The organism is Heyndrickxia sp. NPDC080065, from assembly GCF_050281185.1.
GTDB lineage: Bacteria > Bacillota > Bacilli > Bacillales > Bacillaceae_C > Heyndrickxia.
On record NZ_JBNNWS010000008.1, the window covers coordinates 184715 to 208614 of the forward strand.

Genomic DNA, 23900 nt, shown 5'->3' on the forward strand with positions numbered 1-23900 from the left:
GAGATAATTTATGGATTTCATCATACGAAAAATTAATGCAGAGGATGCAGAAAAATTACTTTCTCACACTCAATTAGTGTTTACACAATCATCATTCTTATTAACAACTCCTGAAGAATTCACATTAACGTTGGAAAAAGAGCGAACTTGGATAGAAGAACAACAAAAATTAGGGAATTTACTTCTAGCCGCAGTACATGAAGGTGAAATTATTGGATTTCTTAATGCTTCACGCTCACAAAGAAAAAGGGTTAGTCATAATTGCATGTTTGGAATCAGCATTCAAAAGGATTATTGGAACAAAGGAATTGGGAGAAAAATGCTTGAGTATATGATTAAATGGGCAGAAAATCACCCTCAAATTGAAAAAATAATGCTTGAGGTGTTTGCTCATAATGAGCGGGCCATCTATTTATATCAATCAGTAGGATTTATCGAAGAAGGCCGCAAAAAAAATCATGTGAAATTTGAAGATGGAACATATGTAGATGAAATCATCATGTCCAGGTTTGTAAAATAAAAAAACGAATGGGGAATTCATCCCCCATTCGTTTTTGACATCTCAGCTTATCTATAATTCACAAACTGTACATCGATTGGTAAATCAGCTTCACGAACCGCTGCAATGATCTTTTGCAGGTCATCACGGCTTTTTCCTGTTACACGAATTTGATCATCTTGAACTTGGCTTTTCACCTTCACACCGCTATTTTTTATAATCGTGTTAATTTTTTTCGCGTTTTCCTTGTCAATGCCTTGTACAAGCTTAGCACGCTGGCGGACAGTGCCACCAGATGCCCCTTCCAATTTGCTATAATCAAGGTTTTTAACAGGGACGCCTCTTTTTATTAACTTACTAAAAAGTACATCCTTTAATTGATTCATTTTAAATTCGTCATCTGAAATGAGAACTAGCTCCTCTTTATCAAGGCTAATTTCACTTTTACTGCCTTTAAAATCATAACGAGTTTGAATTTCCTTCGTAGCAAGATTAATTGCATTTGTTACTTCGGAAAAATCTACGTTAGAAACAATATCAAAAGAACTTTCCTTTGCCATGGAGACCCTCCCAATTACTTAATGTTTAATACTTAAAAAATATCAAAAATAGTATGGAAAGTCCAACCAATGTATTTTTTTAGAGGTAGATATAAGTATATACATAAAAAAACAAGGCTTGTCCGGCCTTGTTTTTAAAGATGATCTGTTTTTTTGGAATATTGATGTTTACCTGCTTTACGGTTTTTCTCTCTCTCCATATTTTTTTCATGTCTTAATGCATTGTTGTCAAAGGCTTTTTTGTCATTGTCAGATGTATGCGGCATAAAACTTTTATCTCCTTTCAAAATTTATCATTCCCTTTGAATAGGAGATTATGAAATCTATTTCTTCTTATTTAAGAAGAATATCGCCAATGTACCTGGACCAGCATGTGCTCCAACTGCAGAACCAATCATATTAATATAAAAGTCTTTTGTTCCAAATCTTTCTTGAATTAATGACTTCAATTCGAGTGCAGCTGCTTCATCATCGCCATGACTAATTCCAATCAGTTGGTTTTCTAAATCAACACCGCGCTCTTCCATAACATCAAGAATTCTTTTTAGAAGTTTCTTTTTTCCACGAATTTTTTCAATAGGTATTAGCTTACCGTCTTCTACATGCAGGAGTGGCTTGATATTTAATAAACCGCCTAAAAAGGCTGAAGCTCTAGAAAGTCGTCCTCCCCTGGCTAAGAAATCAAGGTCTTCCACTGTAAATAAGTGTTCCATATGTTGACTTCTGAACTCAATATCTTGCACAATCTCTTCTTTGGTTGCCCCTTTTTGTAGTAATTCAGCAGCTGCTTTAACAACCAAGCCAAATCCAACAGAAGCACACTTCGTATCAATAATGGTTAGATCAAAATCAGGATATTCCTCCTTAATTTGTTCATGAACCATTACAGCAGTTTGGTAAGTCCCGGATAATGCGGAAGAAAAAGCAATGTAGATTCCTGATTGATTGGATCGAGCTATTTCTGTAAATATTTCATGAAAATCTTGAGGAGATGGCTGCGATGTTTTAGGCATTTTTCCAGCTCTAATTTCTTGAAACACTTGTTTAGGATGAATCGTTTTTAAATCTTCATATTCAGCTTCATCTATGTATACACGAAGAGGAATCAATGAAACCTGATTGTCTTCAAAATAAGAAAGTGGCAGATCGCTTGCGCTATCAGCAAACAATTTAATACTCATGTGTTTCACCTCCAATAATATTTATAGGAAATTGGTTTTAAATTTAGTGTACCATTTTAGGAGCTGCTTTGTTAATGGTTATTGTTGATAATTTACCTGTGAGGTATATGTGAATCGATTTTTATTCGGAGTATACTTGCTGAATGGTTATAGAAAATTATCAAAAAATATCTGTATTGTTTAAAAACATTAGGAAAAAATCACAATCATTTCAGTATGAAGTTAATAGAAATGGGTAAATCAATAATAAGATAAGGAGGTCAACTATGAGGGATTCCGTTTGGGAACATATAAAAAAACTAGCAATTGTCTTTATTGGAGCACTTTTAAATGCATTTGCTATGAATTTTTTTTTAAAGCCAGCTAATGTATATGCTAGTGGTTTTACAGGAATAGCCCAGTTATTATCAAAAATAATTACTCAATTTACACCATTAAATTTGTCTACTGGGCTATTGTTATTCTTATTTAATATTCCAGTAGCAATTTTAGGGTGGAAGAAAATAGGGAAGGCCTTTACTTTATATAGTTTTATTGCTGTCATATTTATGTCGGTACTAATAGAAATTATACCAATCCAAAAAACATCGGATGATATTCTTCTATATTCTATATTCGGTGGAGTGATTTCTGCAGTAGGTGTAGGAATTACATTAAAGTTTGGAGCCTCCACTGGCGGGCTGGATATCATTGCGATGGTTTTATCAAGAATGAAAGATAAGCCAGTAGGAATATATTATTTTATCCTCAATGCTGTTATTATTTTTACAGCTGGGGCAGTATATGGATGGGATAAGGCATTGTACACTTTACTTGCATTGTATGCCTCAACAAGAGTAATTGATGCGATACATACTCGCTACCAAAAATTAACTGCCATGATCATAACAAAAAATTCGGATGAACTAAAAAAGGCTATTCATCGAAAATTAGTACGGGGAATAACGATGGTTCCAGTAAAGGGAGCTTTCACAAATGAGGAGAGACAGATGTTAATAATTGTAATTACTCGCTATGAATTATATGATTTAGAGCATATTATCAGGGAAGTCGATCCAAATGCATTTACTAATATTGTTCAAACTACTGCAATTTTTGGTTCTTTTCGCAAGGATTAAGATGTAAAATATAAACTAATACTAAGGTGAGATTTTTATGAAAATGGCTTTATTAATGGTTCTTTTCGTATAAATTGTTGTTTTTAGACTATAAACTTAGTCCGTTGATTTCCGCTCCAGACACTTGCTTTCCGCGGGGAGGGATGGGAGCCCTCCTCGGCGTTACCGCCTGTGGGGTCTCCCACTTCCCTCTTTTTCCCGCAGGAGTCAAGTGTCCTCCGCTACAATCAACTCAGATTGTTAATAAAATATCACTAAAAAATCAACAAACTTTACGAAAACAGCCTTATTAATAGATATTGTCGATAAAATCACCTGTATGGTATGCGTGAAGCGATTTCTTTACGCAGTAAAACTAGCTGAACGCATACCATACAGGGTTTTATTTAAAACAACATAATTGTTTAATAAAGCCATGAAAATAAAGGAGAGTTCACCTTGAAAAAGTATATTTTGTTTTTTGTCATGTTCCCCATCATGTTCATGGCATCTATTCCTGCAGAGGCTGAAAGGGATGGTTTATCAATGATATCATGGAATATCCATCTAACACCTAAGCCCAATCAACTAGATATTGAACTTATTGTCAAAAATTTAAGCGACTCAGATGTAACATTAGAATTTCCGACTAGCCAATATTACGATTTTTCTATTTTTGATACGAAAAATAAAGAAGTATATCGTTTCAGTAAAGGAAGATATTTTTTACAAGCATTTCAGTATATTACCATTAAAAAAGGTGATAAAAAAGTATGGAAGTCGAGTTGGGACTATACATCTGAAGGACAGAAGCTAAATGAAGGTGCTTTTGTGGTAAAAGCAAAATTGCTACCAACAAAAATTAATGGAGAACGACCATCAAAAGGGTTCGTTACTTCAGAAGAATTTACGATTTCTGATAAAAAATAGCTGCCTAAGCAGGCAGCTATTTTAATTGCTCTAATTCATTTTGAAATTCTTGTAATTGCTGTTGTTCGGCAAATGTGGAATTAGCATAAGCGGAAGATAAGGCGTTTTTCGCCTTCATTATTGCCTCTTCTCGTTCCTCACAATTACTCGAAGAAGCTTCTTTTGCTCGTTCTACAAATTGTCTCGCCTGTTGAAACAGTCTGTTCGCCACTATTCGATTCCTCCTAAAGAGGATTCCTTCATGAATTCAAGCTGTCGTTCTTCGGCTTCAGCCATAGTTGACCGAAATGGAAAGCGTTCAGCATGTTTTGACACTGCGTCTTTTCCTTGTTGAACAAAGCGTTTAGACTTGTTTCTTTTACCCAAACGAAACACCGCCTTTTTTATGCTATTAGTGAAAAGAAATAATGGTTTAACCCGTTATTTCATTATTTAGTATGAAACACACAATAGCAAAAAAAACGAGAAAAAAATGGAATTATATTTTCTGTTTCAGATTAAAAAAGTCCTCTAAAAATACGGAGACACCATCTTCCATATTAGAAGAGGTTATTTCATTAGCGATATCTTTTAATGGTTTTATGCCATTTCCCATCGCTACACCAATTCCGGCATATTCAATCATTTCCATATCATTATCCTCATCTCCGAAGGCAATAATGTTCTTTTGATCGATATTGTAATAATTGGCGACTTTCTGAATCCCGACAGCTTTATTTAATCCAGATCTAACTATTTCAATAATATGCCATGGAGCACCCCAGCGGCGATGGTCGATGACTTCTGCATGAACATCATTTAAATGGTGTCGGATGTAAGGAACATCTTTTTCATCTGCATGAATTAACATTGAGGTTGGATTATCTGTTAAAAAATCTGCGATATTCCCTGTTGTCACTTTCGGATTTCCCATGCTAAATATATCTAAAAGTTTTTCATCATGATAGTGTAAGTAAACGCTATCTAATACTTCAGCTACAATATTATGGATTTTGTATTGGTTACATGATTCAACGATTTCTTTTGCTACTTTTAATTCCATTGGGCTATGATATAATCCCCAATTAGAGTCTAGTGGATGATGCACAAAAGCTCCATTAAAATTCACAATAGGTGTTTTTAAACCTAATTCATGATAATATTGAACACTGGAACGGAAAGGCCTTCCAGTTGAAATCATTACGATGTGACCCTCTTGTTGAAGTTTTTTGATGGTCTTTAAGGTTCTTTCGGAAATCGTTTTATTATCAGTTAAAAGGGTACCATCCAAATCTAATGCGATTAAGTGTTGATTGGTCATTTTTCGTCTCCTTTTAAAATGGAATTTATTTGATTTAAAAAAAAAATTATAAAACCTCAATTTTAGGAAATTGAAAGTTATTTTGCTAAACTATAGTTAACTAATTTAAATATACTAAATAATAAAGCCAATTAGAAGGATAACATCTTAGAAGGAGTGGGAAACGTGGTTATTATTGAAAATCAGGTAGTTCAGTCAATCCCGGTTTTACATGTTGTAAAAGAAAATTTAAAGGGTACAAAAACTCCTTTTATTATGTTTGTACATGGATTTGAATCCGCAAAGGAACATAATTTACACTATGCTTATTTGTTAGCAGAAAAAGGATTTCGAGTTGTGTTACCAGAAGCAAACTATCATGGTGAGCGGGAAGAGAACCTATCTCAATCTGATAGGATGTTTCGTTTTTGGAACGTTATTATTCAAACGATACATGAACTCAATATCATAAAAAATCATTTTGTTGAATCTGAGCAAGTGGATGATAAGAATATTGGTGTTGTGGGAACATCAATGGGCGGCATTGTTACATTAGGTGCACTCACTCAATATGATTGGATAAAAGCAGCCATAAGTTTAATGGGGAGTCCTCATTATGCTGATTTTGCGAAAGCCCAAATAAACCATTTTAGAAGTACTGGTGTCAATATTCCCTTTACAGATGATGAGCTTGAAGCTCAATATAAGGACCTAGAGCCATATGACTTAAGCAAAAATGCACATAAGCTTAAAAATCGTCCATTAATGTTTTGGCATGGAAAAAGGGATCAAATGGTACCTTATGAGCCAACCTTTAATTTTTATAAAAAGCTTAAAAATATGTACACCGATAACCCAGACAAGTTATTTTTCTTAACAGATGAAAAGGCCGGACATAAAGTTTCAAGAGAAGGTTTGTTAAAGACGGTGGAATGGTTTGAAAAATGGTTAATTAATAAGGATGTTCGATAAGTCCGGGAAAAATAGCTGTCGAATTTCAGCGTCAGCTCGCTCCTCCGCTCCTCACGTATTAAAAGCATACGCTCTGGTGCTCGGAGGCTTCGCTTCCTTGAACTTCTCGGCTCTTTTTGTCCTCCTTATTGAACTTTATTATATGGCTGATATTTTTACAATTTAGTGATTTTTGGTATGATGGTGATAATATGTTATGAAGGAGTGAGTGGAATGGATGAGGAATTAAAAGAAAGTATTTTTGGTGCTCTTGAACAAGTGATTGATCCTGAATTGGGGATTGATATCGTCAATTTGGGCCTTGTTTATGATATAGATATGAATGAAGAAGGAAAAGTGACTGTAACAATGACCTTGACTGCTATGGGATGTCCATTAGCAGGTGTGATTGTTGATCAAGTTCAATCAGCCTTAAAAGATCTGCCTGAAGTAAAAGATACAGAGGTAAACATCGTCTGGAATCCGCCTTGGTCAAAAGACCGTATGTCTCGTTATGCAAAAATTGCATTAGGAATATCTGATTAAGAACAAAAGAGTAAGCGTCTTGATCATCGGCGTACGGATTTCGTAGTCTTCGACTGAGATAAAGGAAACACGGTGAGGCAGTTCACGAGCAGAGGTTGACTTATCGTAGAGAAGAGACGGAGAAATCCGCTAGCCGATAGACGCTGGAGCTAGACGTAAACCTCGCTCTTCATATAGTTCCCCACAATGCGAATATTTTATAATTAACTAATCGAAAGAGAACAATTTTTGTTCTCTTTTTTTCATTTTTTTCCTAGTAAAAAATTACTGTAAACGACACAAAATAAAACTGTAAAGGTTGCATTGTAGTTAGACAATTGAAGGAGGTAAAATAATGGGACAAAGTCATCGCTTTCGTTCTGGAGATAAAGCTCCAAATAATGGAATATATATCGAAGTAGGAGAGACCGGAAGCATGGTCAAGAATCCGAAGCAAATAAAGCTAAAAGCTGGTGATCGTTTTCCGGAATCTTCGAACGACGACCGCCATTGGACATATAAGAGGAAACCATAAACCATCCACCCAGGATGGTTTTTTTTAAATAGGAGAAAATTATGGATAAAGAATCAATCCAAGGAAAATACATACCTTTTTAGTTTGAATACAATTACTTTTAGAATAGAATATGGATAACAGTATTTTTTTAGAGGTGAGATCATTGGATATTCAAAAATTTACTTTATCTGTTCAAGAGGCTCTTGGCACGGCTCAGCAATTATGTGCAGAATATGGTCATCCTGAAATTGATATCATCCATCTTTGGTCAGCACTGCTAGATAAACCCGATAGCTTACTAACAAGCATTTATAATCGACTAGGAGTAAATACAGCCGACTTAAGGGGATTTTTCAAGGAAATCTTGAAGAAAAAACCTCAAGTTTCAGGAAGTAATCAAAATCAGTATATATCTGCTCAATTAAATTCATTATTTGTTGAAGCAGAAAAGGAAACTAAGAAATTAGATGATGAATATATTTCGGTTGAGCACCTTATCTTAGCCTTAATGAAACTTCATTCGAATGAAATCGTAGAATACTTACATAAGAAAAATATCACTACTGAAATGCTTAAAAGCGAAATAATGAATATAAGGGGGAATCAACACGTGACAACACAAAACCCTGAAGCTACCTATGAATCCTTAAAGAAATATGGCCGTGACCTTGTCGCTGCTGTTAAAGAAGGAAAAATTGATCCAGTCATCGGACGCGATAGTGAAATTCGCAACGTTATTCGAATTTTATCTAGAAAAACGAAAAATAATCCTGTTTTAAACGGTGAACCGGGAGTAGGAAAAACTGCGATTGTGGAAGGTTTAGCTCAAAGAATCGTTAGAAAAGACGTCCCTGAAGGTTTAAAAGATAAAACAATTTTTGCTCTTGATATGGGAGCACTAATTGCGGGAGCGAAATTTCGAGGCGAATTCGAAGAAAGATTAAAGGCTGTATTGCAGGAAATTAAAAAAAGCAATGGTCAAATCCTTTTATTTATTGATGAACTTCACACGATCGTGGGTGCTGGAAAAACAGAAGGGGCAATGGATGCAGGAAATATGCTTAAGCCAATGCTAGCAAGAGGTGAACTTCATTGTATTGGTGCAACAACCTTGGACGAGCATCGTAAGTATATTGAAAAAGATCCTGCTCTTGAACGCCGTTTTCAGCAAGTATTAGTTCAGGAGCCAACAGTTGAAGATACGATATCCATTTTGCGAGGATTAAAAGAAAGATTCGAAGTCCATCATGGTGTAAATATTCATGACCGTGCCTTAGTAGCAGCTGCAACATTATCCAATCGCTATATCACAGACCGCTTTCTTCCAGATAAAGCAATAGACTTAGTAGATGAAGCTTGTGCAACGATCCGTGTAGAAATTGATTCAATGCCAAGCGAATTAGACGAAGTGACAAGACGTGTCATGCAGCTGGAAATCGAAGAGGCAGCATTAAAAAAAGAATCTGATGCAGCAAGCAAAGAACGCTTAGATATTTTGCAGAAGGATTTAGCAGATTTGAAGGAAAAAGCCGATGAAATGAAAGCGAAATGGCAGGCAGAGAAAAAGGAGCTTCAAGATATTCAAGAAAAGCGGGAACAATTAGAAAAGCTAAGAAGAAAGTTAGAAGAAGCTGAGAATAATTATGATTTAAATAAAGCAGCAGAATTAAGACATGGAAAAATTCCAGCATTAGAAAAGGAATTAAAAAACTTAGAATCAACTATGTCAGAGGGAGATAGTGAAAATAAATTATTGCGGGAAGAAGTAACCGAGGAAGAAATTGCAGAAATAGTTGGTCGTTGGACCGGCATACCAGTTACAAAACTAGTCGAGGGTGAACGTGAAAAATTATTAAGATTAGAGCAAATATTACACGAACGCGTAGTTGGACAGGACGATGCAGTAAGATTGGTCAGTGATGCCGTCCTTAGAGCACGAGCGGGTATTAAAGACCCTAATCGTCCAATCGGCTCTTTTATCTTTCTCGGACCAACAGGAGTGGGGAAAACAGAACTAGCCAAAGCCCTTGCCCAAACTTTGTTTGATAGTGAAGAACAAATGGTTCGAATTGACATGTCAGAATACATGGAAAAACATACGGTTTCAAGATTAATTGGAGCCCCTCCGGGATATGTAGGCTATGAAGAGGGAGGCCAATTAACTGAAGCTGTTCGGAGGAAACCTTACTCAGTAATATTATTAGACGAAATTGAAAAGGCCCATCCAGAGGTATTCAATGTTTTACTCCAAATTCTAGATGATGGACGGGTAACGGATTCACAAGGAAGAATGGTTGACTTTAAGAATACGGTAATCATCATGACTTCTAATATTGGTTCTGGGTATCTATTAGAACGAGAGCATATATCAGAAGATATTGCAGAAGAAACGAAGGAAAAGGTATTGGCTCAGCTTAGAGCCTCTTTCAGACCTGAGTTTTTAAATAGAGTGGATGATATTATTATTTTTAAACCATTATCGATCGAGAATATAAAAGGCATTGTCACTAAATTGATTCAACAATTACAATCAAGATTAAATCAACAGTATATTCATTTAAATATGACAGAGGATGCAAAGGAATGGGTAGCCAAGGCGGCTTATGATCCTATTTATGGTGCACGACCATTAAAACGCTATATTCAGCATCATATTGAAACAAAGCTAGCAAGAGAAATCATTTCCGGAAATATCCATCCACAAACAACTGTAACCCTAAGCTTAGAGAATAATCAATTAACAATAAAAACAGAAAAATAACCTCGCTATTTAAGCGAGGTTATTTTTATTGTCTAGCTCCAGCGCATTTCGATTAATGAGCTTCTGTAGATGGTTTTGGAATTACTGCCGATAAAACAGCAATCAAAAATGTAGCTATTACACCGATAATTGACATGGTTTGAATACTATATTCTGTATTTGTCATGGAGCTTGCTACATATCCTAAAACTTGAATAAGGATAAAGGTCCAGAAAAGAGTTGCAATAAATTTCATTCGATTCACCCCATTTTATAAAAACTATATAATAATTTTATTTACAATTAATATTCCCGTTCCATCTTAACATAGCTATTCGAAATAATAAATAAATTTCACAAAATATATAAGGGCATTTTGTACGAAATAGCATAATTATTACGAAAACATTACTAATTACCGAAGAAAAAACAATTCCAGTCAAAAATAGGCGTTTACCCTTTCTAAAGATAAAAGACTTGCATACATTATAATGACCGATACTGCATTGTTTTTATATTGGCAAATAAAAGTGGTAAAAAATCTTAATTTTTTTTAAAGCCACCATACAAGGAGTTTTATTAAAATGTTGGAAAAATTTCTGTTTGATCAACAATGGTGTAGAATACATTATCCAGAAAAACCTAATGGGTTTGCTATATTTTTCATCGGTGATCAACAGCATTATGTAAATGAAAATACAAGTTTTTGGGTTGACAATAAAGGACGAGCAAAAATGATTGATCAGTTATCAAAAGCAGGATATTTAGTCTATTACTCCAATCTGTATGAAAAAAATTGGGGGAACCATCAATCAGTTGAACATTCCCATAATCTTTATCATCTAATTATGCGAAAGGAAATATTAAATAAAAAAATTCATATCTTCGCTGAGGGGATGGGATCACTTACAGCTGCACAATTAATCCCTCTTTTGAAAGAAAATATCCGCTCCGTAGTTCTTTTTACTCCATGCATTTCACTAGATAGTCATATACAACAGGAGAAAAACAGAAAATTTTACTACAAAAAACTAATGAAGGAAATAAAAATAGCATTTAATAATAACGTACCAGATTTAGGAACAAAAAGACCTTTAGAAGAAATGAAGCAGCCTTTATGCCTAATTCAAGTAATTGATCAAAATCGATATAAAAGTCAAAAACAAATCATCGATGAGCTTTTCCAAATTCGAAAAGAAAATAACCTTCCTGTAGAAAATTATTATATTCTCCTTGAAAATCGTTTATATATTACTGAAAAAATGATTCGCTTTTTAAGAAGTACAGAAAAAGAATTATAAAGAATGAATAGCTAAAAGGGCTAACTAACATGGTAAGCCTTTTTCTTTATGCTAAGAATCTGTGATTCAAACGGTTCCAAAATATTTGTTTTAGTTCATGCATACGATTACTGTATAGGAGCATTGGAGGGAGGCATTTTTTATGGATCGTGCAATAGTTTTCACTGCTCAACAGTTTCTAGGGTTTGAATTATGTAAAGGTCTGTTAGAAAAAGGATTTGAGGTTACTGCTGTTGAGCATAAAGATATGATCAATAATGAATGTGAGGATAAATGGCTTGAAATTGGGAGAAATGCAAACCTTTCATACCAATTAATGAACGAAAAAATAGAATTGTGCGAGCAAACATCTATTTGCTTTGTTCCAATATATGATTTATTTGTTGAAAAAGATGAAAAACTTTTAAATAGATGGATTGGAAGATTTAAGGAGATATATGATGAATTGAAATCAAATATTAAACTGATAGTACTAATTAGTCCAAGCCAATTTTTATTAAATTTTTCTAATAGGGGCGATAAAATTTATTATGACATGATATCAGATATTTTTAATATAGTCCGATCAAGAATTCTCGAATTTTATGTACCGACAATATACGGTCCTTGGCAGCCAAATTCATTCTTATTTCAACAAATAATCTCTAGAATGGGAGTAAGAAATTATATAGATGATTGTCAGGATGCTATTTATATTGAAGATGCTATTCAAACCATCCTCCAAAATATAGATAAAGACTTATATGAGGAAAAGATTCTATTAAAAAGCGAGAAAAAAGATTTATGGGAAAAGTGTATACACTTTTTAAATTATGCTGATCCTTTCCGAAATAAAGATAATCAAAGACAACTTAATTATACAAAACTAATTAATGTAAAAGAAAACACGTCTTATGAAGAAGGTCTCAAAAAGCAAATTGATTGTAATCGAATAAGGAAATAACCCTTTGCATAAATTCTTGATACGAGTAAAATAAAAAAGAAATTGTCTCCTTATGTATCAGCTTGAAAAAAGGAGTTGCTTGAGATGTTAAAAAAATACATAATTATTTTCGTACTTCTGTTGCTTTTATCAAGTTGCTCAAACAGTACTGATAAAGGTAATATTAAAAAGGTTGGACTTCTTGTACCAGAAACGATTAATGATCAGGTATGGGGTACTAAAGGATATAAGGGACTATTACTTATTCAAAATGAATTCGATGTAGATGTATTTTATAGAGAAGGAATGAATTCTGAATCGGCCGTTGACCATGCAATTAAAGAACTTAAGCAAAAAGGCGTCAATTTAATTTTCGGTAATGGTGATGTATATTCAGATATCTTTAATAAAATTGCTACAAAATATCCTACTATTCATTTTGTAAGTTTTAATGGTGATGCAAAACAAAAAAACACAACGAGTATTAAATTTGAAGGTCATGCTATGGGTTTCTTTGGCGGAATGACAGCAGCACATATGTCGAAAAATAAAAATATAGGAATTGTAGGAGCTTATAGCTGGCAGCCAGAAATAAAGGGATTTGTTGAAGGTGCTAAATTCGAAAACCTAAATACAGATGTGAAAATCCTTTACACAGAGAATTGGGATGACCAAGAAAAGGCAATTATATTATTACAAAAGTTAATCGATGAAGGTATAGATGTTGTCTATCCTGCAGGTGATGGTTTTAATGTTCCGGTAATTGAAAAAGTGAAGGAAAAAGGTCTTTATGCAATAGGGTTTGTTTCAGATCAATCGGATTTAGGGAAAAATACAGTTTTAACAAGCACAGTACAATTAGTAAGCAAACTTTACGATCTTGTTGCCAAAAAATTTGCAAATGGTACCCTTCAATCAGGGAATCTTTCTGTTGATTTTCAAGATGGTGTGATTGAAATGGGGAAATATAGTCCTTTAGTTGATAAAGAATTTCGAACCAAAATTGATCATTATGTTGAAGAATACGAAAAAACAGGAAAATTACCCAAATAAAATGTAAAGAACAGAGCATAGTAGGAGGAAATCGTAATGAATCAAGATAAAACAATGGAATTTATGCAAATTGCAATGAAATATCTGCCTGAGGCAAAGGAAAAACTTGATCAAGCTGGTGTGGAAATCTCTTTTGAATTACTCCAACCTTTTATGGAATTGTTTACGAAAGTTATGAACGAAGCATATGATTTAGGAAAAAAAGATGCATCGAATGAATAATAAAATAGAAAAAAGCTTCCATAATTATGGAAGCTTTTTTTTATTATTTCTCTTTTTTTAGATACTTAGTTATTAAAGGAGACACCTTTTGAAACATAGGCTTTAATTCATTAAATGAAACAAACAAATTTTCGAAATGGTTCATCATTTCATCTAAATTAATATCTTTTAATACTGGGTGATTTGAAAGACCAGGGAATAGTAAATCCAATTCTGATGGCTGATTCACCTCATCCTCTTTTTTTTCCCTCTCCTGTATAGGACGCCTACGCTGCCCACCGAAAAACATTCGATCAAACGGATGAACAGTGACATCATCATTGCTATCGGTCTTTTTCGTCTCGACCGCTTTGTTTTCTACTTCATTATCCATAATTTCCTCAGTATTTTCTATTTGTATATCGTCACTCATTTTCCACACACCTCCTATTCATCAATACAAATTATGCAATTATTTTAATTAAGAATGGACGAATGTCACGTTTTCATGAAAAGATAAGAAAGGATCGTATTTCTTACATGTCTAGCTCCAGCGCCTATCGGCTAACGAGATTTCTCCGTCTTCTCCCTCCGATAAGCGGGCATCGGCTCGTCTCTCGCCGTGTCTCCTTTATCTCAGTCGAAGACTACGAAGGTGAAATTAGCACTTCAAATTTCACTCATCCGTACGCTAGAGCTGCGGCGCATGCGCTTTTCTTAACTAGTGACAAAAAAATTTGAAGCTGATATAATTATTAGGAGCAGGTCATAATAATAGATATAAATAACTTTGGGATATTTCTATTAGGCTCTTTTCTAATACTTTCTTGTTTTTGAACTGAAAATCGTAAAAGAAAGCATATTAGGTTAGATGAATACGAATGTATTTAGAAAAGATGCCATGAAACCTAGCTATATTTGGATTTTATCCATAAAAGTAATAGCAATAATTTTTATGAAAACAGCCTTCTATAAAGGAGATGTTCGTGGTGAACGCAGGAATCATTGGAGTGGGAAAGTATAGTCCTGAAAAGGTTTTATCTAATTTTGATTTAGAAAAAATGATGGATACATCAGATGAATGGATTCGTACACGTACAGGAATTGAGGAACGTCGAATTGCTGAAAAGGACATGGGTACATCTGACATGGCATATGAAGCGGCTGTAAAAGCAATTAAAGATGCTGACATTTCTCCTGAAGAGCTAGACTTAATTCTTGTTGCTACAGTTACACCTGATCAACCATTTCCATCAGTAGCTTGTATGATTCAAGAACGTTTAGGTGCAAAAAAAGCAGCAGCAATGGACATAAGTGCAGCTTGTTCAGGATTTATGTATGGAGTAGTAACTGCTAAACAATTTATTGAAACCAATGCTTATAAATATGTGCTTATTGTTGGTGTTGAAAAGCTTTCTAAAATCACAAATTGGGAAGATAGGAATACCGCAGTATTATTTGGTGATGGTGCAGGCGCAGCAGTAATGGGTCCCGTTTCAAAAGGAAGAGGAGTACTAGCGTTTGATTTAGGGGCTGATGGATCTGGTGGTAAATATCTATATGAAGATGAAAACAAGCATATTATTATGAATGGTAGAGAAGTTTTTAAATTTGCTGTAAGACAGATGGGAGAATCCTCCGTCAATGTAATTGAAAAAGCGGGATTGAAAAAGGAAGATGTTAATTTCCTTATTCCTCATCAAGCAAATATCAGGATTATGGAAGCATCCAGACAAAGACTGGATCTCCCTATCGAAAAAATGTCAAAAACGGTTCATAAATATGGAAATACTTCATCTGCTTCCATTCCAATTTCACTTGTTGAAGAATATGAAGCAGGCAAACTAAAAGATGATGATGTCATTGTCTTAGTTGGTTTTGGCGGCGGGCTAACATGGGGAGCTATTGCGCTAAAATGGGGAAAATAGTTTGAAACTGGAACTTATATTTATTTCAGGTTATTATGTATAAAGAAAATAAAAGAAATCAATAATCTTCTTGATTTGGAAGGAGATAGGTGAAATGAATAAAAAACGTGTTGTAGTTACAGGTATTGGAGCAGTATCACCAGTAGGAAACGATGCCGAGACATCATGGAAGAATATTATAGCAGGTAAGTCAGGTGTAGGTCCTTTAACAAGAGTGAATCCGGATGATTACCCTGCAAAAGTAGCAGCTGAAGTAAAAGATTTTGATATTGAAAACTTTATTGAGAAAAAAGAAGCAAGAAAGATGGACCGTTTTACACATTATGCCATTGCTGCTTCAATGATGGCTGTTAAAAATGCAAATTTAATAATAGATGATACGAATGCGAACCGTGTTGGTGTTTGGATTGGTTCAGGAATTGGCGGGATGGAGACGTTCGAAAACCAATTTGAAACATTCCAGCAGCGGGGCTATCGCCGTGTCAGTCCATTTTTTGTACCAATGATGATCCCTGATATGGCAGCAGGACAAGTATCAATTTTTCTTGGTGCCAAAGGAATCAATTCATGTACAGTAACCGCATGTGCTACTGGCACAAACTCGATTGGAGACGCATTTAAAGTTATCCAGCGCGGAGATGCTGATGTTATGATCACAGGGGGTGCAGAAGCCCCAATTACAAGAATGTCTGTTGCAGGCTTCTGTGCAAATACAGCTTTAACAACGAATCCTGATATTAAAACAGCAAGTCGCCCATTTGATTTAAATCGCGACGGTTTTGTTATAGGTGAAGGAGCAGGTATCGTTATTTTGGAAGAACTTGAGCATGCTCTTGCACGTGGAGCTACCATTTATGCTGAAATCGTAGGCTATGGAGCAACAGGAGATGCACACCATATTACGGCTCCGGCACCAGGTGGTGAAGGTGGAGTCCGTGCAATGCAGGCTGCGCTCAACGATGGAAATATTAAACCTGAAGAAGTTGATTATATTAATGCTCATGGTACGAGTACACCATATAATGACAAATATGAGACCATGGCCGTTAAAGAAGTATTTGGTGAACATGCATATAAACTTGCGATAAGTTCAACAAAATCAATGACAGGTCATTTATTAGGGGCAGCCGGTGGAGTAGAGGCAATCTTTTCTGTATTAGCAATTAAAGAAGGCATTGTGCCTCCAACAATTAATCTTGAAACACCTGATCCAGAATGTGATCTGGATTATGTCGCAGATGGTGCCAGAACACAAGAGGTAAACGTTGCACTTAGCAATTCCTTAGGATTTGGCGGCCATAATGCAACAATTGTATTTAAAAAATATCAATAGATTTTTGTAAAAGGACAGGGAATGACCTGTCCTTTTTGCTGTTTTTATGCTACCAATTATTCATTATTAACATAGATTGGTAAAAGGTAAAGAAAGCGAGGTGATCATCAAATGGGGTAATTAGAACGGATCGCTGGCTTGAGGAGTATATTGATAAACCAGAAGAAATATGTAGAAAAATGAATCCCAGATTGAAAAATTCTCGAGCATATTATGAGTATTTACAATATTTCGGAATGTATCGACCATCAAAAACAGCGAGGGAAATCTTCAAAAAGTTAAAAGAACTAAATGCATGGGAAGAAATAAATGAATATTATAAAAATTACAAAAAACTATGGAACGGTCCGGAAATGAATATCTATATTTTGCCGATTAACGGAAATAATAGGAGCCTCATACGTCAAACAAAGGGGAAATCCGGGGTTACTTTTAAAGATAAAATGATGCTATTTCTTGGACCAATTGAAGATCTAAAAGAGTGGGAAGCTCTCTTTATTCATGAATATAATCATGCAACAAGGATGTCTCACATGACAGATGATCCATTAGATTATACTTTACTCGATTCGGTCATTTTAGAAGGGATGGCAGAGTATGCAGTTAAACAATACTGCGGAGAAAAGTATATAGCTCCATGGACGAGAGCTTATTCTGAAAAAGTGCTCAAAAGAAATTGGGAACATGATTTTAAACCAAGATTAACGATTAAAAAGAGGAATCCTTTGCATGATGATTTACTTTTTGGAAGGAAGTTAGTGCCTAACATGATCGGATATGCTTTAGGGTATAAAATAATTTCCGAATATAATAAAAATAATATTTATTCCGTTAATAAAATGTTTTCTGTTCCTTCTGAAAATTTAATCATTCGTAATATTTTTAACGAATAAACCCGTGAAATATGGGTTTTTTTCATTTTTTTGGGTCTATTGTAATATTTCAAACAAAAAAATATTGCAATTCTATTCCAACTATTATAATATACTATTTAAATATAGTAATTTGTCTGAATAATTAAAGAAGTTTTGGGGTGTAGCTATGAGTACGGATGCAAACATTAATAATCAATCACCCATTCTAGAGGTGAAAAATTTAGAAACAGCCTTCGATATTGAGGGCAAATTGTATAACGCAGTTGATAATGTATCATTTCAGGTTAAGCCAAAACAAATAGTTGGAGTTGTTGGTGAATCTGGATGCGGAAAGAGCGTTATGTCCTTATCAATTATGAAGCTTCTACCCAAAGGAATAGGATCCATACGAAATGGTGAAGTTGTATTTGAAGGGAAAAATATTGCACAAATGTCAGATAAGGAAATGAATAAAATTCGTGGAAAAGATGTTTCAATGATTTTCCAAGAACCAATGACATCCTTAAATCCAGTTTTCACAATCGGATATCAATTGCAGGAAACACTCTTCAATCATATGAATATTACAAAAAAAGAAGCTCGCGATAAGAGTATTGCATTATTGAAAAGTGTAGGAATATCCCGTCCAGAAAAAATCGTTGATGAATATCCTCATCAGCTATCAGGAGGGATGAGACAACGTGTCATGATTGCGATTGCGATAGCTTGTCAGCCTAAACTGTTAATTGCCGATGAGCCGACCACAGCTTTAGATGTAACGGTACAAGCACAGATCTTGGATTTATTAAAAGAAATTCAAGAAGTGAATAATATGGCAATTATTATGATTACTCATGATTTAGGGGTAGTTGCTGAATTGTGTGACGAAGTCATTGTTATGTATGCAGGACGAATTGTTGAAAAGACAGATGTTGATACACTATTCCATAATCCGAAACATCCATATACAAAATTATTAATGAACGCCATTCCAAAAATGGATGAAGATGTTGAAACATTAAGCACAATTGAAGGTATTGTTCCGTCCCTTCAGAAAATGCCTCAGGTAGGCTGCCGCTTTGTAAATCGCTGTCCGATGGCTAAGGATGAATGTAAAACAATCACTCCTCGTCTTGCTGAGGTTGAAGCGGGCCACGAGGTTTCCTGTTTGCTGTATGAAACGAGCAAACCGAAAGAGGGGGCAATGGTTTAATGAATACAACAATGAATAAAGATAAAGTACAAGAAAATAAGGAAAAGTCTCAAAATCTATTAGAAATTCACAATCTTAAAACATATTATCCGATTAAAGGCGGATTTTTCAAAAGGACTATTGGAAATGTAAAGGCCGTTGACGATGTAAGTTTTAATATTGCTAAAGGTGAAACCCTTGGATTAGTTGGTGAGTCCGGTTGTGGAAAATCAACAACAGGTAGAACGATATTAAGACTATTGAGCCCAACTTCCGGAAAGATTATGTTTGATGGAAAAGATATCACGAATTTAAGTGGGAAGGAATTGCGATTAGCAAGAAGAGACTTTCAAATGGTCTTCCAAGATCCCTATGCCTCACTTAATCCAAAACAAATGGTTGGCGATATTGTTTCTGAACCAATCAGGAACTTCTCCAATCAAAGTTTAAAAGACTTAAAAGATGAAGTAGTAGAACTTCTTAAAAGAGTAGGTTTACCTGAAGATGCGTACTTTAAGTATCCACATGAGTTTTCTGGTGGACAAAGACAAAGGATTGGAATTGCTCGAGCACTAGCTCTTAAACCGAAGTTAATCATTGCGGACGAGCCTGTATCTGCTTTAGACGTATCTGTTCAATCCCAAGTACTGAATCTATTAAAAGAACTACAAGAAGAATTTGATTTAACATTCTTATTTATTGCACATGATTTAAGTGTAGTAAAACATATGAGTGATCGTATTGGAGTCATGTATCTTGGTAATTTAGTAGAAATAGCCGATAAAGACAGTTTATATGCAGAACCATTACATCCTTATACACAAGCATTAATTTCAGCAATTCCGGAACCTGATCCTCGTAAGCGAAAAGAAAGAATCGTTTTACAAGGGGATGTACCAAGTCCAGCAAATCCTCCAACAGGATGCCCGTTCCATACGAGATGTCCAGTTGCTAAAGAGGAATGCTCGAAGGTTAAACCGACATTAAAGGAGGTGAAACCTGGACACCAAGTAGCTTGTATACTATATAACTAATAAATGGGGGAAAATATCTTGAAAAGAAAATCGATTTTGTTACTAGCTTCACTTATGCTAGTAATGTCAATGTTTTTAGCTGCATGTGGCAGCAAAGAAAAATCAAGTGGATCTGATAAAGGAAAATCAACTGGTTCAGGACCGCAAGATGGTGGAACATTAGTGTATGCAGTCGATACTGCACCTGAAGGAAAATTCAACTTTAACTTCTATGGTAATGCATCTGATTCAAATATATTGCAGTTTGTTGATGATGACTTAATTACATATGATGAAAAAATGAAGCCTATTCCAAATATTGCTTCTTGGGAAACAAAAGATAACAAAGTCTATAAATTTACATTTAAAAAAGGCGTAAAATGGCAAAACGGTGAAGAACTAACAGTTGATGACTGGATCTTCGCAATTCAAACACTTGCAGATAAAGACTATGATGGTCCACGTTATACAAACGTACAAGATATCGAGGGTGCCGCTGCTTACCATGATGGAAAAGCTAAGGAAATCACTGGTCTAAAAAAGATTGATGATTACAATATCGAAATCACATTTGACAAAGCACGTGTAAACAATCTAGAAAATCTTTGGTCACACCCTCTTTCTCGCAAAGAATTTGAAGGTGTAAAAGTTAAGGACATGTCAGCTTCAACACAAGTTCGTCAAACACCTGTTGGTACTGGCCCTTATAAAATCAACAAAATCGTGCCTGGTGAATCAATTGAGTTAGTACGTAATGAAGATTATTGGCAAGGTAAGCCACATATTGAAAAAATCATTATTAAAGTAATTGATCCAAGCTTAATGGTTGGAGAATTGAAAAATCAAACAGTTGATTTCTCAGACTTCTCACCTGTTAGCTACGATGAAATTAAAAAGCTAGATAATGTTAATATCCTAAAATCTCCTGGAGTTTCCTACTACTATGTTGGTTTTAGACTTGGAACTTGGGATGGCAAGAAAAATGTAGCAAACTATGACAAATACAGTGATAAAAAGCTTCGCCAAGCTATGGCATATGCGATGAATCGTGAAGAGTGGAATAATGCGTTCTTCTTTGGACTTGGACATCCAGTAAACCGCCCTATTCCATCATCACACTGGATTGCTGCAGATAATAGTGAATTAACCGATTATAAATATGATCCTGAGAAAGCAAAGCAAATGTTAGACGAAGCAGGATATAAAGATAAAGATGGCGATGGATTCCGTGAAGATCCAAAAGGTAATAAATTCGAGATTAATTTCAGTCACTATAAAACTGCAAACCCAACTTTCGAAGCTCGTGCAAAACAAATTGCACAATATTGGGAAGAAGTCGGCTTGAAAACAAAAGTATCAATGGTGGAAGCTAACCTTTACTACGATAAGTTGGAAAAATCTGACAAATCAATGGAAGTATTCTTTGGTGGATGGAGCACAGGCTCTGATCCAGATCCATCAGGATTATGGAAATCTGATGCTCTTTGGAACTACGCTCGTTGGGTGAATGAAAAGTCTGACCAATTACTTGATGATGCACTCGATGTTACAAAGGTAGGTACAGATCAAGACAAGCGTAAAGCACTTTATGTTGAATGGCAAAAATTATTCAATGAAGAATTACCGGTTATTCCGATCGCAGAACTTGATCAAACAATTGCTTTAAACAAACGTGTTCATGGTGTAGAACTTAATCCGCTAGGAACAAATAGTTCTCATTTATGGTGGGTTGACGGTAAATAATCACTTTAAGCTGTAACAGATAAGGGGAATGCATATGTTGAAATATAGCCTTAGAAGATTACTTGGCATGATCCCAATGTTGCTCCTTATCTCCATTGTTGTGTTTACCCTGGCGAAATTAATGCCAGGGGATGCCTTCAGTGGGGAAATAGATCCGAACAATACAGATCCAAAATATATTGAACATATGCGCGAAAAGCTCGGTTATAATGACCCGGTTTATGTTCAATACTATCACTGGATTTCGGATTTTGTTAAAGGAGATTTTGGGAAGTCAGCACGTTATAAAATACCTGTGACCGAAGTGATAGGTGAAAAAATTCCTAATACAATCTTTTTAGGATTGACCTCACTTTTATTAACTTATATTTTTGCATTTTTTATGGGCAGTTATGCTGGGAGGAAGCCGTATACGATTGGAGACCACTTCATTGGCGGGGTAAACTATCTCGGTCTGTCAATCCCATCATTTGTTGCTGCTGTATTTTGTATTTACTTCTTTTCATTCCAATTAAACATTTTTCCTTCCAATGGATCCGTTGATATTACTGTCACGGAAGGAACATTTGATTACTGGCTAAGTAAAATACATCATGTTATTTTACCAGCACTAATGTTAGGTCTTTTAAGTACAGCAAGTTATACACAGTTTTTACGTAACGATATTATTGAAAACAGTCGTAAAGATTTTGTACGTACAGCAAGAGCAAAAGGAACAAAGGAAAGCAAAATATACAATGTTCATATTTTGCGCAATTCAATTATTCCACTCGTTACCTTTTTAGGATTTGATATTGTGTCAATCATCAGTGGGGCAATTATTACAGAAACCATTTTTACTTATCCGGGTATTGGACAACTATTTCTTGAGTCTGTTAACAATAAGGATTATCCGGTACTAATGACCTTGACAATGATGTTCTCGTTTTTAACATTATTCGGGAATTTAATAGCTGATATATTATACGGGGTAGTCGATCCGCGTATACGTTTAGATTAAGGAGGATGGACATGGAAGTAGTAACAGATAAATTAATAGAAAAACCAATACAAAAAAGTCTCTCTCCATGGGCCATTGCTCGTCGAAAATTTGTAAAAAATAAGCTGGCTATGGTGAGTTTAGGATTTTTAGTTTTGATTGGTTTAATTTCAATATTAGCACCAATTATTTCAACACAAGATATTGTTAAAGTAAACATAAAAACAATGTCATTATCCCCTTCATCTGAGCATTTTTTAGGTACGGATAAAAGTGGACGAGATGTTTTCACCAGGTTGATGTACGGTGGAAGAATTTCTTTATTGGTAGGACTTTCCTGTACATTTCTAGTAATTTCCTTCGGAACGATCGTTGGTTCGATAGCTGGTTATTTTGGTGGAGCAGTCGATAGCATACTTATGCGCTTTACAGACTTTGTACTGAACTTTCCATTTTTTGTATTTGTTATCGTGTTAAATACTATTTTATTTGGAAAGGTAAATGGTGTTTGGGTATTAATTATAGTCATCAGCTTTCTTAGCTGGGGTGGAGTCGCGCGTATCGTAAGAAGTAAAATATTAGCTGAAAAAGAAAATGAATATGTGCTGGCTTCTATATCAATAGGTTGTTCTTCATCAAAAATTATTATTAAACACCTATTGCCAAATATTTTGTCTACGATCATCGTACAAGCTAGTATCACTTTCGCCGGTATGATTGTAGCCGAAGCAGCATTAAGTTACCTAAACTTTGGTGTACCACAAGAAATTCCTAGCTGGGGGAATATGCTTTCTTCAGCAAATGAACCAGATGTACTTCAATACAAACCATGGATTTGGGTTCCACCTGCATTAATTATTACAATAACAACTCTTTCCATTAACTTTATTGGTGAAGGCTTAAAAGATGCATTAAATCCGAAATCATAAAAAAAAAATTCCCAACCAAATTTGGTGGGAATTTTTTTTGTATTTTAACATTAAAAGCTCACTTTCCCCCTAATCTTTCCCTTTTTTTAGTCTTTATTTTACTTCGCATTCCCTTTGTTTTAATATATCCAAGGTTCATTCTAATCGTAAATTTTAAAAAAGTCTTGCAATTG

At 34.9% G+C, this 23900-nt stretch carries 27 protein-coding genes; 19 read left to right on the forward strand and 8 right to left on the reverse strand.

The annotated features are described in order from the left end of the window. Window positions 1-10: 10 nt before the first annotated feature. A complete protein-coding gene (locus tag ACQKP0_RS11545; RefSeq protein WP_427405994.1) occupies window positions 11-520 on the forward strand; it encodes an N-acetyltransferase family protein in 510 nt (169 codons plus the stop codon). Window positions 521-567: 47 nt separating this feature from the next. On the opposite strand, the gene ACQKP0_RS11550 is transcribed toward ACQKP0_RS11545, so the two are convergent. The 3 genes from ACQKP0_RS11550 to ACQKP0_RS11560 all read right to left on the reverse strand — a co-directional run bounded on the left by ACQKP0_RS11550 (window position 568) and on the right by ACQKP0_RS11560 (window position 2240). Next, window positions 568-1059 carry a YajQ family cyclic di-GMP-binding protein gene (locus tag ACQKP0_RS11550; protein ID WP_427405995.1) on the reverse strand — a complete coding sequence of 164 codons (492 nt, stop codon included), beginning with the start codon at window positions 1057-1059 and terminating at the stop codon, window positions 568-570. Between the two features lie 134 nt (window positions 1060-1193). Then, window positions 1194-1325, reverse strand: a complete 132-nt coding sequence (locus ACQKP0_RS11555) for a DUF3941 domain-containing protein (RefSeq protein WP_427405996.1) — start codon at window positions 1323-1325, stop codon at window positions 1194-1196. 57 nt (window positions 1326-1382) lie between these two features. Next, window positions 1383-2240, reverse strand: coding sequence for a DegV family protein (locus ACQKP0_RS11560; protein ID WP_427405997.1), 858 nt, complete (start codon window positions 2238-2240; stop codon window positions 1383-1385). Window positions 2241-2506: 266 nt separating this feature from the next. On the opposite strand from ACQKP0_RS11560, the gene ACQKP0_RS11565 reads away from it, so the two are divergent. Continuing rightward, the gene (locus tag ACQKP0_RS11565) at window positions 2507-3358 is read left to right on the forward strand and encodes a YitT family protein (RefSeq protein ID WP_427405998.1); all 852 of its coding nucleotides are present in this window, start codon (window positions 2507-2509) and stop codon (window positions 3356-3358) included. A gap of 438 nt (window positions 3359-3796) precedes the next feature. Further along, complete coding sequence (locus ACQKP0_RS11570; RefSeq protein ID WP_427405999.1) at window positions 3797-4267, forward strand: BsuPI-related putative proteinase inhibitor; 471 nt, start codon at window positions 3797-3799, stop codon at window positions 4265-4267. Between the two features lie 16 nt (window positions 4268-4283). On the opposite strand, the gene ACQKP0_RS11575 is transcribed toward ACQKP0_RS11570, so the two are convergent. The 3 genes from ACQKP0_RS11575 to ACQKP0_RS11585 form a co-directional block, all read right to left on the reverse strand. Further along, entirely contained in the window at window positions 4284-4478 is a 195-nt protein-coding gene (locus ACQKP0_RS11575) for a DUF3813 domain-containing protein (protein WP_427406000.1), read from the reverse strand. Further along, window positions 4478-4633 carry a hypothetical protein gene (locus tag ACQKP0_RS11580; protein ID WP_427406001.1) on the reverse strand — a complete coding sequence of 52 codons (156 nt, stop codon included), beginning with the start codon at window positions 4631-4633 and terminating at the stop codon, window positions 4478-4480. The genes ACQKP0_RS11575 and ACQKP0_RS11580 overlap by 1 nt, the downstream gene beginning before the upstream one ends. A 112-nt stretch (window positions 4634-4745) precedes the next feature. Beyond that, window positions 4746-5567 carry a Cof-type HAD-IIB family hydrolase gene (locus tag ACQKP0_RS11585; RefSeq protein ID WP_427406002.1) on the reverse strand — a complete coding sequence of 274 codons (822 nt, stop codon included), beginning with the start codon at window positions 5565-5567 and terminating at the stop codon, window positions 4746-4748. A 165-nt stretch (window positions 5568-5732) separates the two neighbouring features. On the opposite strand from ACQKP0_RS11585, the gene ACQKP0_RS11590 reads away from it, so the two are divergent. The 4 genes from ACQKP0_RS11590 to clpB all read left to right on the forward strand — a co-directional run bounded on the left by ACQKP0_RS11590 (window position 5733) and on the right by clpB (window position 10300). Continuing rightward, on the forward strand, window positions 5733-6518 hold the full coding sequence (locus ACQKP0_RS11590) for a prolyl oligopeptidase family serine peptidase (protein ID WP_427406003.1): 786 nt from the start codon (window positions 5733-5735) through the stop codon (window positions 6516-6518). A 213-nt stretch (window positions 6519-6731) separates the two neighbouring features. Next, entirely contained in the window at window positions 6732-7043 is a 312-nt protein-coding gene (locus ACQKP0_RS11595; RefSeq protein WP_427406004.1) for a metal-sulfur cluster assembly factor, read from the forward strand. Between the two features lie 334 nt (window positions 7044-7377). Then, window positions 7378-7557, forward strand: coding sequence for a YjzC family protein (locus tag ACQKP0_RS11600; RefSeq protein WP_427406005.1), 180 nt, complete (start codon window positions 7378-7380; stop codon window positions 7555-7557). Window positions 7558-7702: 145 nt separating this feature from the next. Continuing rightward, window positions 7703-10300 carry an ATP-dependent chaperone ClpB gene (gene clpB / locus ACQKP0_RS11605; protein WP_427406006.1) on the forward strand — a complete coding sequence of 866 codons (2598 nt, stop codon included), beginning with the start codon at window positions 7703-7705 and terminating at the stop codon, window positions 10298-10300. Window positions 10301-10352: 52 nt separating this feature from the next. On the opposite strand, the gene ACQKP0_RS11610 is transcribed toward clpB, so the two are convergent. Continuing rightward, entirely contained in the window at window positions 10353-10535 is a 183-nt protein-coding gene (locus ACQKP0_RS11610; RefSeq protein ID WP_427406007.1) for a YjzD family protein, read from the reverse strand. Window positions 10536-10863: 328 nt separating this feature from the next. Between ACQKP0_RS11610 and ACQKP0_RS11615 the strand changes: the two genes are divergently transcribed. From ACQKP0_RS11615 to ACQKP0_RS11630, 4 genes are all read left to right on the forward strand, one after another. Further along, complete coding sequence (locus ACQKP0_RS11615) at window positions 10864-11580, forward strand: hydrolase (RefSeq protein ID WP_427406008.1); 717 nt, start codon at window positions 10864-10866, stop codon at window positions 11578-11580. A gap of 142 nt (window positions 11581-11722) precedes the next feature. Beyond that, window positions 11723-12523, forward strand: coding sequence for a hypothetical protein (locus ACQKP0_RS11620; protein WP_427406009.1), 801 nt, complete (start codon window positions 11723-11725; stop codon window positions 12521-12523). Between the two features lie 84 nt (window positions 12524-12607). Further along, the gene (locus ACQKP0_RS11625) at window positions 12608-13555 is read left to right on the forward strand and encodes a BMP family ABC transporter substrate-binding protein (protein WP_427406010.1); all 948 of its coding nucleotides are present in this window, start codon (window positions 12608-12610) and stop codon (window positions 13553-13555) included. 36 nt (window positions 13556-13591) lie between these two features. Then, window positions 13592-13777: a ComZ family protein gene (locus tag ACQKP0_RS11630; RefSeq protein WP_427406011.1), complete on the forward strand. Its 186-nt coding sequence runs from the start codon at window positions 13592-13594 to the stop codon at window positions 13775-13777. Window positions 13778-13820: 43 nt separating this feature from the next. Here ACQKP0_RS11630 and ACQKP0_RS11635 read toward each other — a convergent pair whose 3' ends face one another. Beyond that, entirely contained in the window at window positions 13821-14189 is a 369-nt protein-coding gene (locus tag ACQKP0_RS11635) for a hypothetical protein (protein ID WP_427406012.1), read from the reverse strand. Between the two features lie 556 nt (window positions 14190-14745). Between ACQKP0_RS11635 and ACQKP0_RS11640 the strand changes: the two genes are divergently transcribed. The 8 genes from ACQKP0_RS11640 to opp4C all read left to right on the forward strand — a co-directional run bounded on the left by ACQKP0_RS11640 (window position 14746) and on the right by opp4C (window position 23727). After that, complete coding sequence (locus ACQKP0_RS11640) at window positions 14746-15684, forward strand: beta-ketoacyl-ACP synthase III (RefSeq protein WP_427406013.1); 939 nt, start codon at window positions 14746-14748, stop codon at window positions 15682-15684. 94 nt (window positions 15685-15778) lie between these two features. Further along, entirely contained in the window at window positions 15779-17017 is a 1239-nt protein-coding gene (gene fabF / locus ACQKP0_RS11645) for a beta-ketoacyl-ACP synthase II (RefSeq protein ID WP_427406014.1), read from the forward strand. Between the two features lie 191 nt (window positions 17018-17208). Continuing rightward, window positions 17209-17910, forward strand: coding sequence for a DUF2268 domain-containing protein (locus ACQKP0_RS11650; RefSeq protein WP_427406015.1), 702 nt, complete (start codon window positions 17209-17211; stop codon window positions 17908-17910). Between the two features lie 148 nt (window positions 17911-18058). Then, the gene (locus tag ACQKP0_RS11655; RefSeq protein WP_427406016.1) at window positions 18059-19084 is read left to right on the forward strand and encodes an ABC transporter ATP-binding protein; all 1026 of its coding nucleotides are present in this window, start codon (window positions 18059-18061) and stop codon (window positions 19082-19084) included. Beyond that, window positions 19084-20097, forward strand: coding sequence for an ABC transporter ATP-binding protein (locus ACQKP0_RS11660; protein ID WP_427406017.1), 1014 nt, complete (start codon window positions 19084-19086; stop codon window positions 20095-20097). The genes ACQKP0_RS11655 and ACQKP0_RS11660 overlap by 1 nt, the downstream gene beginning before the upstream one ends. Before the next feature lie 18 nt (window positions 20098-20115). Continuing rightward, window positions 20116-21819: an oligopeptide ABC transporter substrate-binding protein gene (opp4A, locus tag ACQKP0_RS11665; RefSeq protein ID WP_427406018.1), complete on the forward strand. Its 1704-nt coding sequence runs from the start codon at window positions 20116-20118 to the stop codon at window positions 21817-21819. Window positions 21820-21853: 34 nt separating this feature from the next. Further along, window positions 21854-22819, forward strand: coding sequence for an oligopeptide ABC transporter permease (gene opp4B / locus ACQKP0_RS11670; RefSeq protein WP_427406019.1), 966 nt, complete (start codon window positions 21854-21856; stop codon window positions 22817-22819). Window positions 22820-22830: 11 nt separating this feature from the next. Further along, on the forward strand, window positions 22831-23727 hold the full coding sequence (opp4C, locus tag ACQKP0_RS11675) for an oligopeptide ABC transporter permease (RefSeq protein WP_427406020.1): 897 nt from the start codon (window positions 22831-22833) through the stop codon (window positions 23725-23727). Window positions 23728-23900: the final 173 nt, after the last annotated feature.

Bases quoted from the DNA above. Each gene is read 5' to 3' on its own strand.
- fabF (WP_427406014.1), top strand. From the start codon at position 15,779: ATGAATAAAAAACGTGTTGTAGTTACAGGTATTGGAGCAGTATCACCA.
- ACQKP0_RS11630 (WP_427406011.1), top strand. From the start codon at position 13,592: ATGAATCAAGATAAAACAATGGAATTTATGCAAATTGCAATGAAATAT.
- ACQKP0_RS11625 (WP_427406010.1), top strand. From the start codon at position 12,608: ATGTTAAAAAAATACATAATTATTTTCGTACTTCTGTTGCTTTTATCA.
- opp4C (WP_427406020.1), top strand. From the start codon at position 22,831: ATGGAAGTAGTAACAGATAAATTAATAGAAAAACCAATACAAAAAAGT.
- opp4B (WP_427406019.1), top strand. From the start codon at position 21,854: ATGTTGAAATATAGCCTTAGAAGATTACTTGGCATGATCCCAATGTTG.
- ACQKP0_RS11585 (WP_427406002.1), bottom strand. From the start codon at position 5,567: ATGACCAATCAACACTTAATCGCATTAGATTTGGATGGTACCCTTTTA.
- ACQKP0_RS11635 (WP_427406012.1), bottom strand. From the start codon at position 14,189: ATGAGTGACGATATACAAATAGAAAATACTGAGGAAATTATGGATAAT.
- ACQKP0_RS11660 (WP_427406017.1), top strand. From the start codon at position 19,084: ATGAATACAACAATGAATAAAGATAAAGTACAAGAAAATAAGGAAAAG.
- ACQKP0_RS11550 (WP_427405995.1), bottom strand. From the start codon at position 1,059: ATGGCAAAGGAAAGTTCTTTTGATATTGTTTCTAACGTAGATTTTTCC.
- ACQKP0_RS11615 (WP_427406008.1), top strand. From the start codon at position 10,864: ATGTTGGAAAAATTTCTGTTTGATCAACAATGGTGTAGAATACATTAT.
- ACQKP0_RS11655 (WP_427406016.1), top strand. From the start codon at position 18,059: ATGAGTACGGATGCAAACATTAATAATCAATCACCCATTCTAGAGGTG.
- ACQKP0_RS11545 (WP_427405994.1), top strand. From the start codon at position 11: ATGGATTTCATCATACGAAAAATTAATGCAGAGGATGCAGAAAAATTA.
- ACQKP0_RS11595 (WP_427406004.1), top strand. From the start codon at position 6,732: ATGGATGAGGAATTAAAAGAAAGTATTTTTGGTGCTCTTGAACAAGTG.
- ACQKP0_RS11555 (WP_427405996.1), bottom strand. From the start codon at position 1,325: ATGCCGCATACATCTGACAATGACAAAAAAGCCTTTGACAACAATGCA.
- ACQKP0_RS11565 (WP_427405998.1), top strand. From the start codon at position 2,507: ATGAGGGATTCCGTTTGGGAACATATAAAAAAACTAGCAATTGTCTTT.
- ACQKP0_RS11560 (WP_427405997.1), bottom strand. From the start codon at position 2,240: ATGAGTATTAAATTGTTTGCTGATAGCGCAAGCGATCTGCCACTTTCT.
- ACQKP0_RS11620 (WP_427406009.1), top strand. From the start codon at position 11,723: ATGGATCGTGCAATAGTTTTCACTGCTCAACAGTTTCTAGGGTTTGAA.
- ACQKP0_RS11610 (WP_427406007.1), bottom strand. From the start codon at position 10,535: ATGAAATTTATTGCAACTCTTTTCTGGACCTTTATCCTTATTCAAGTT.
- ACQKP0_RS11600 (WP_427406005.1), top strand. From the start codon at position 7,378: ATGGGACAAAGTCATCGCTTTCGTTCTGGAGATAAAGCTCCAAATAAT.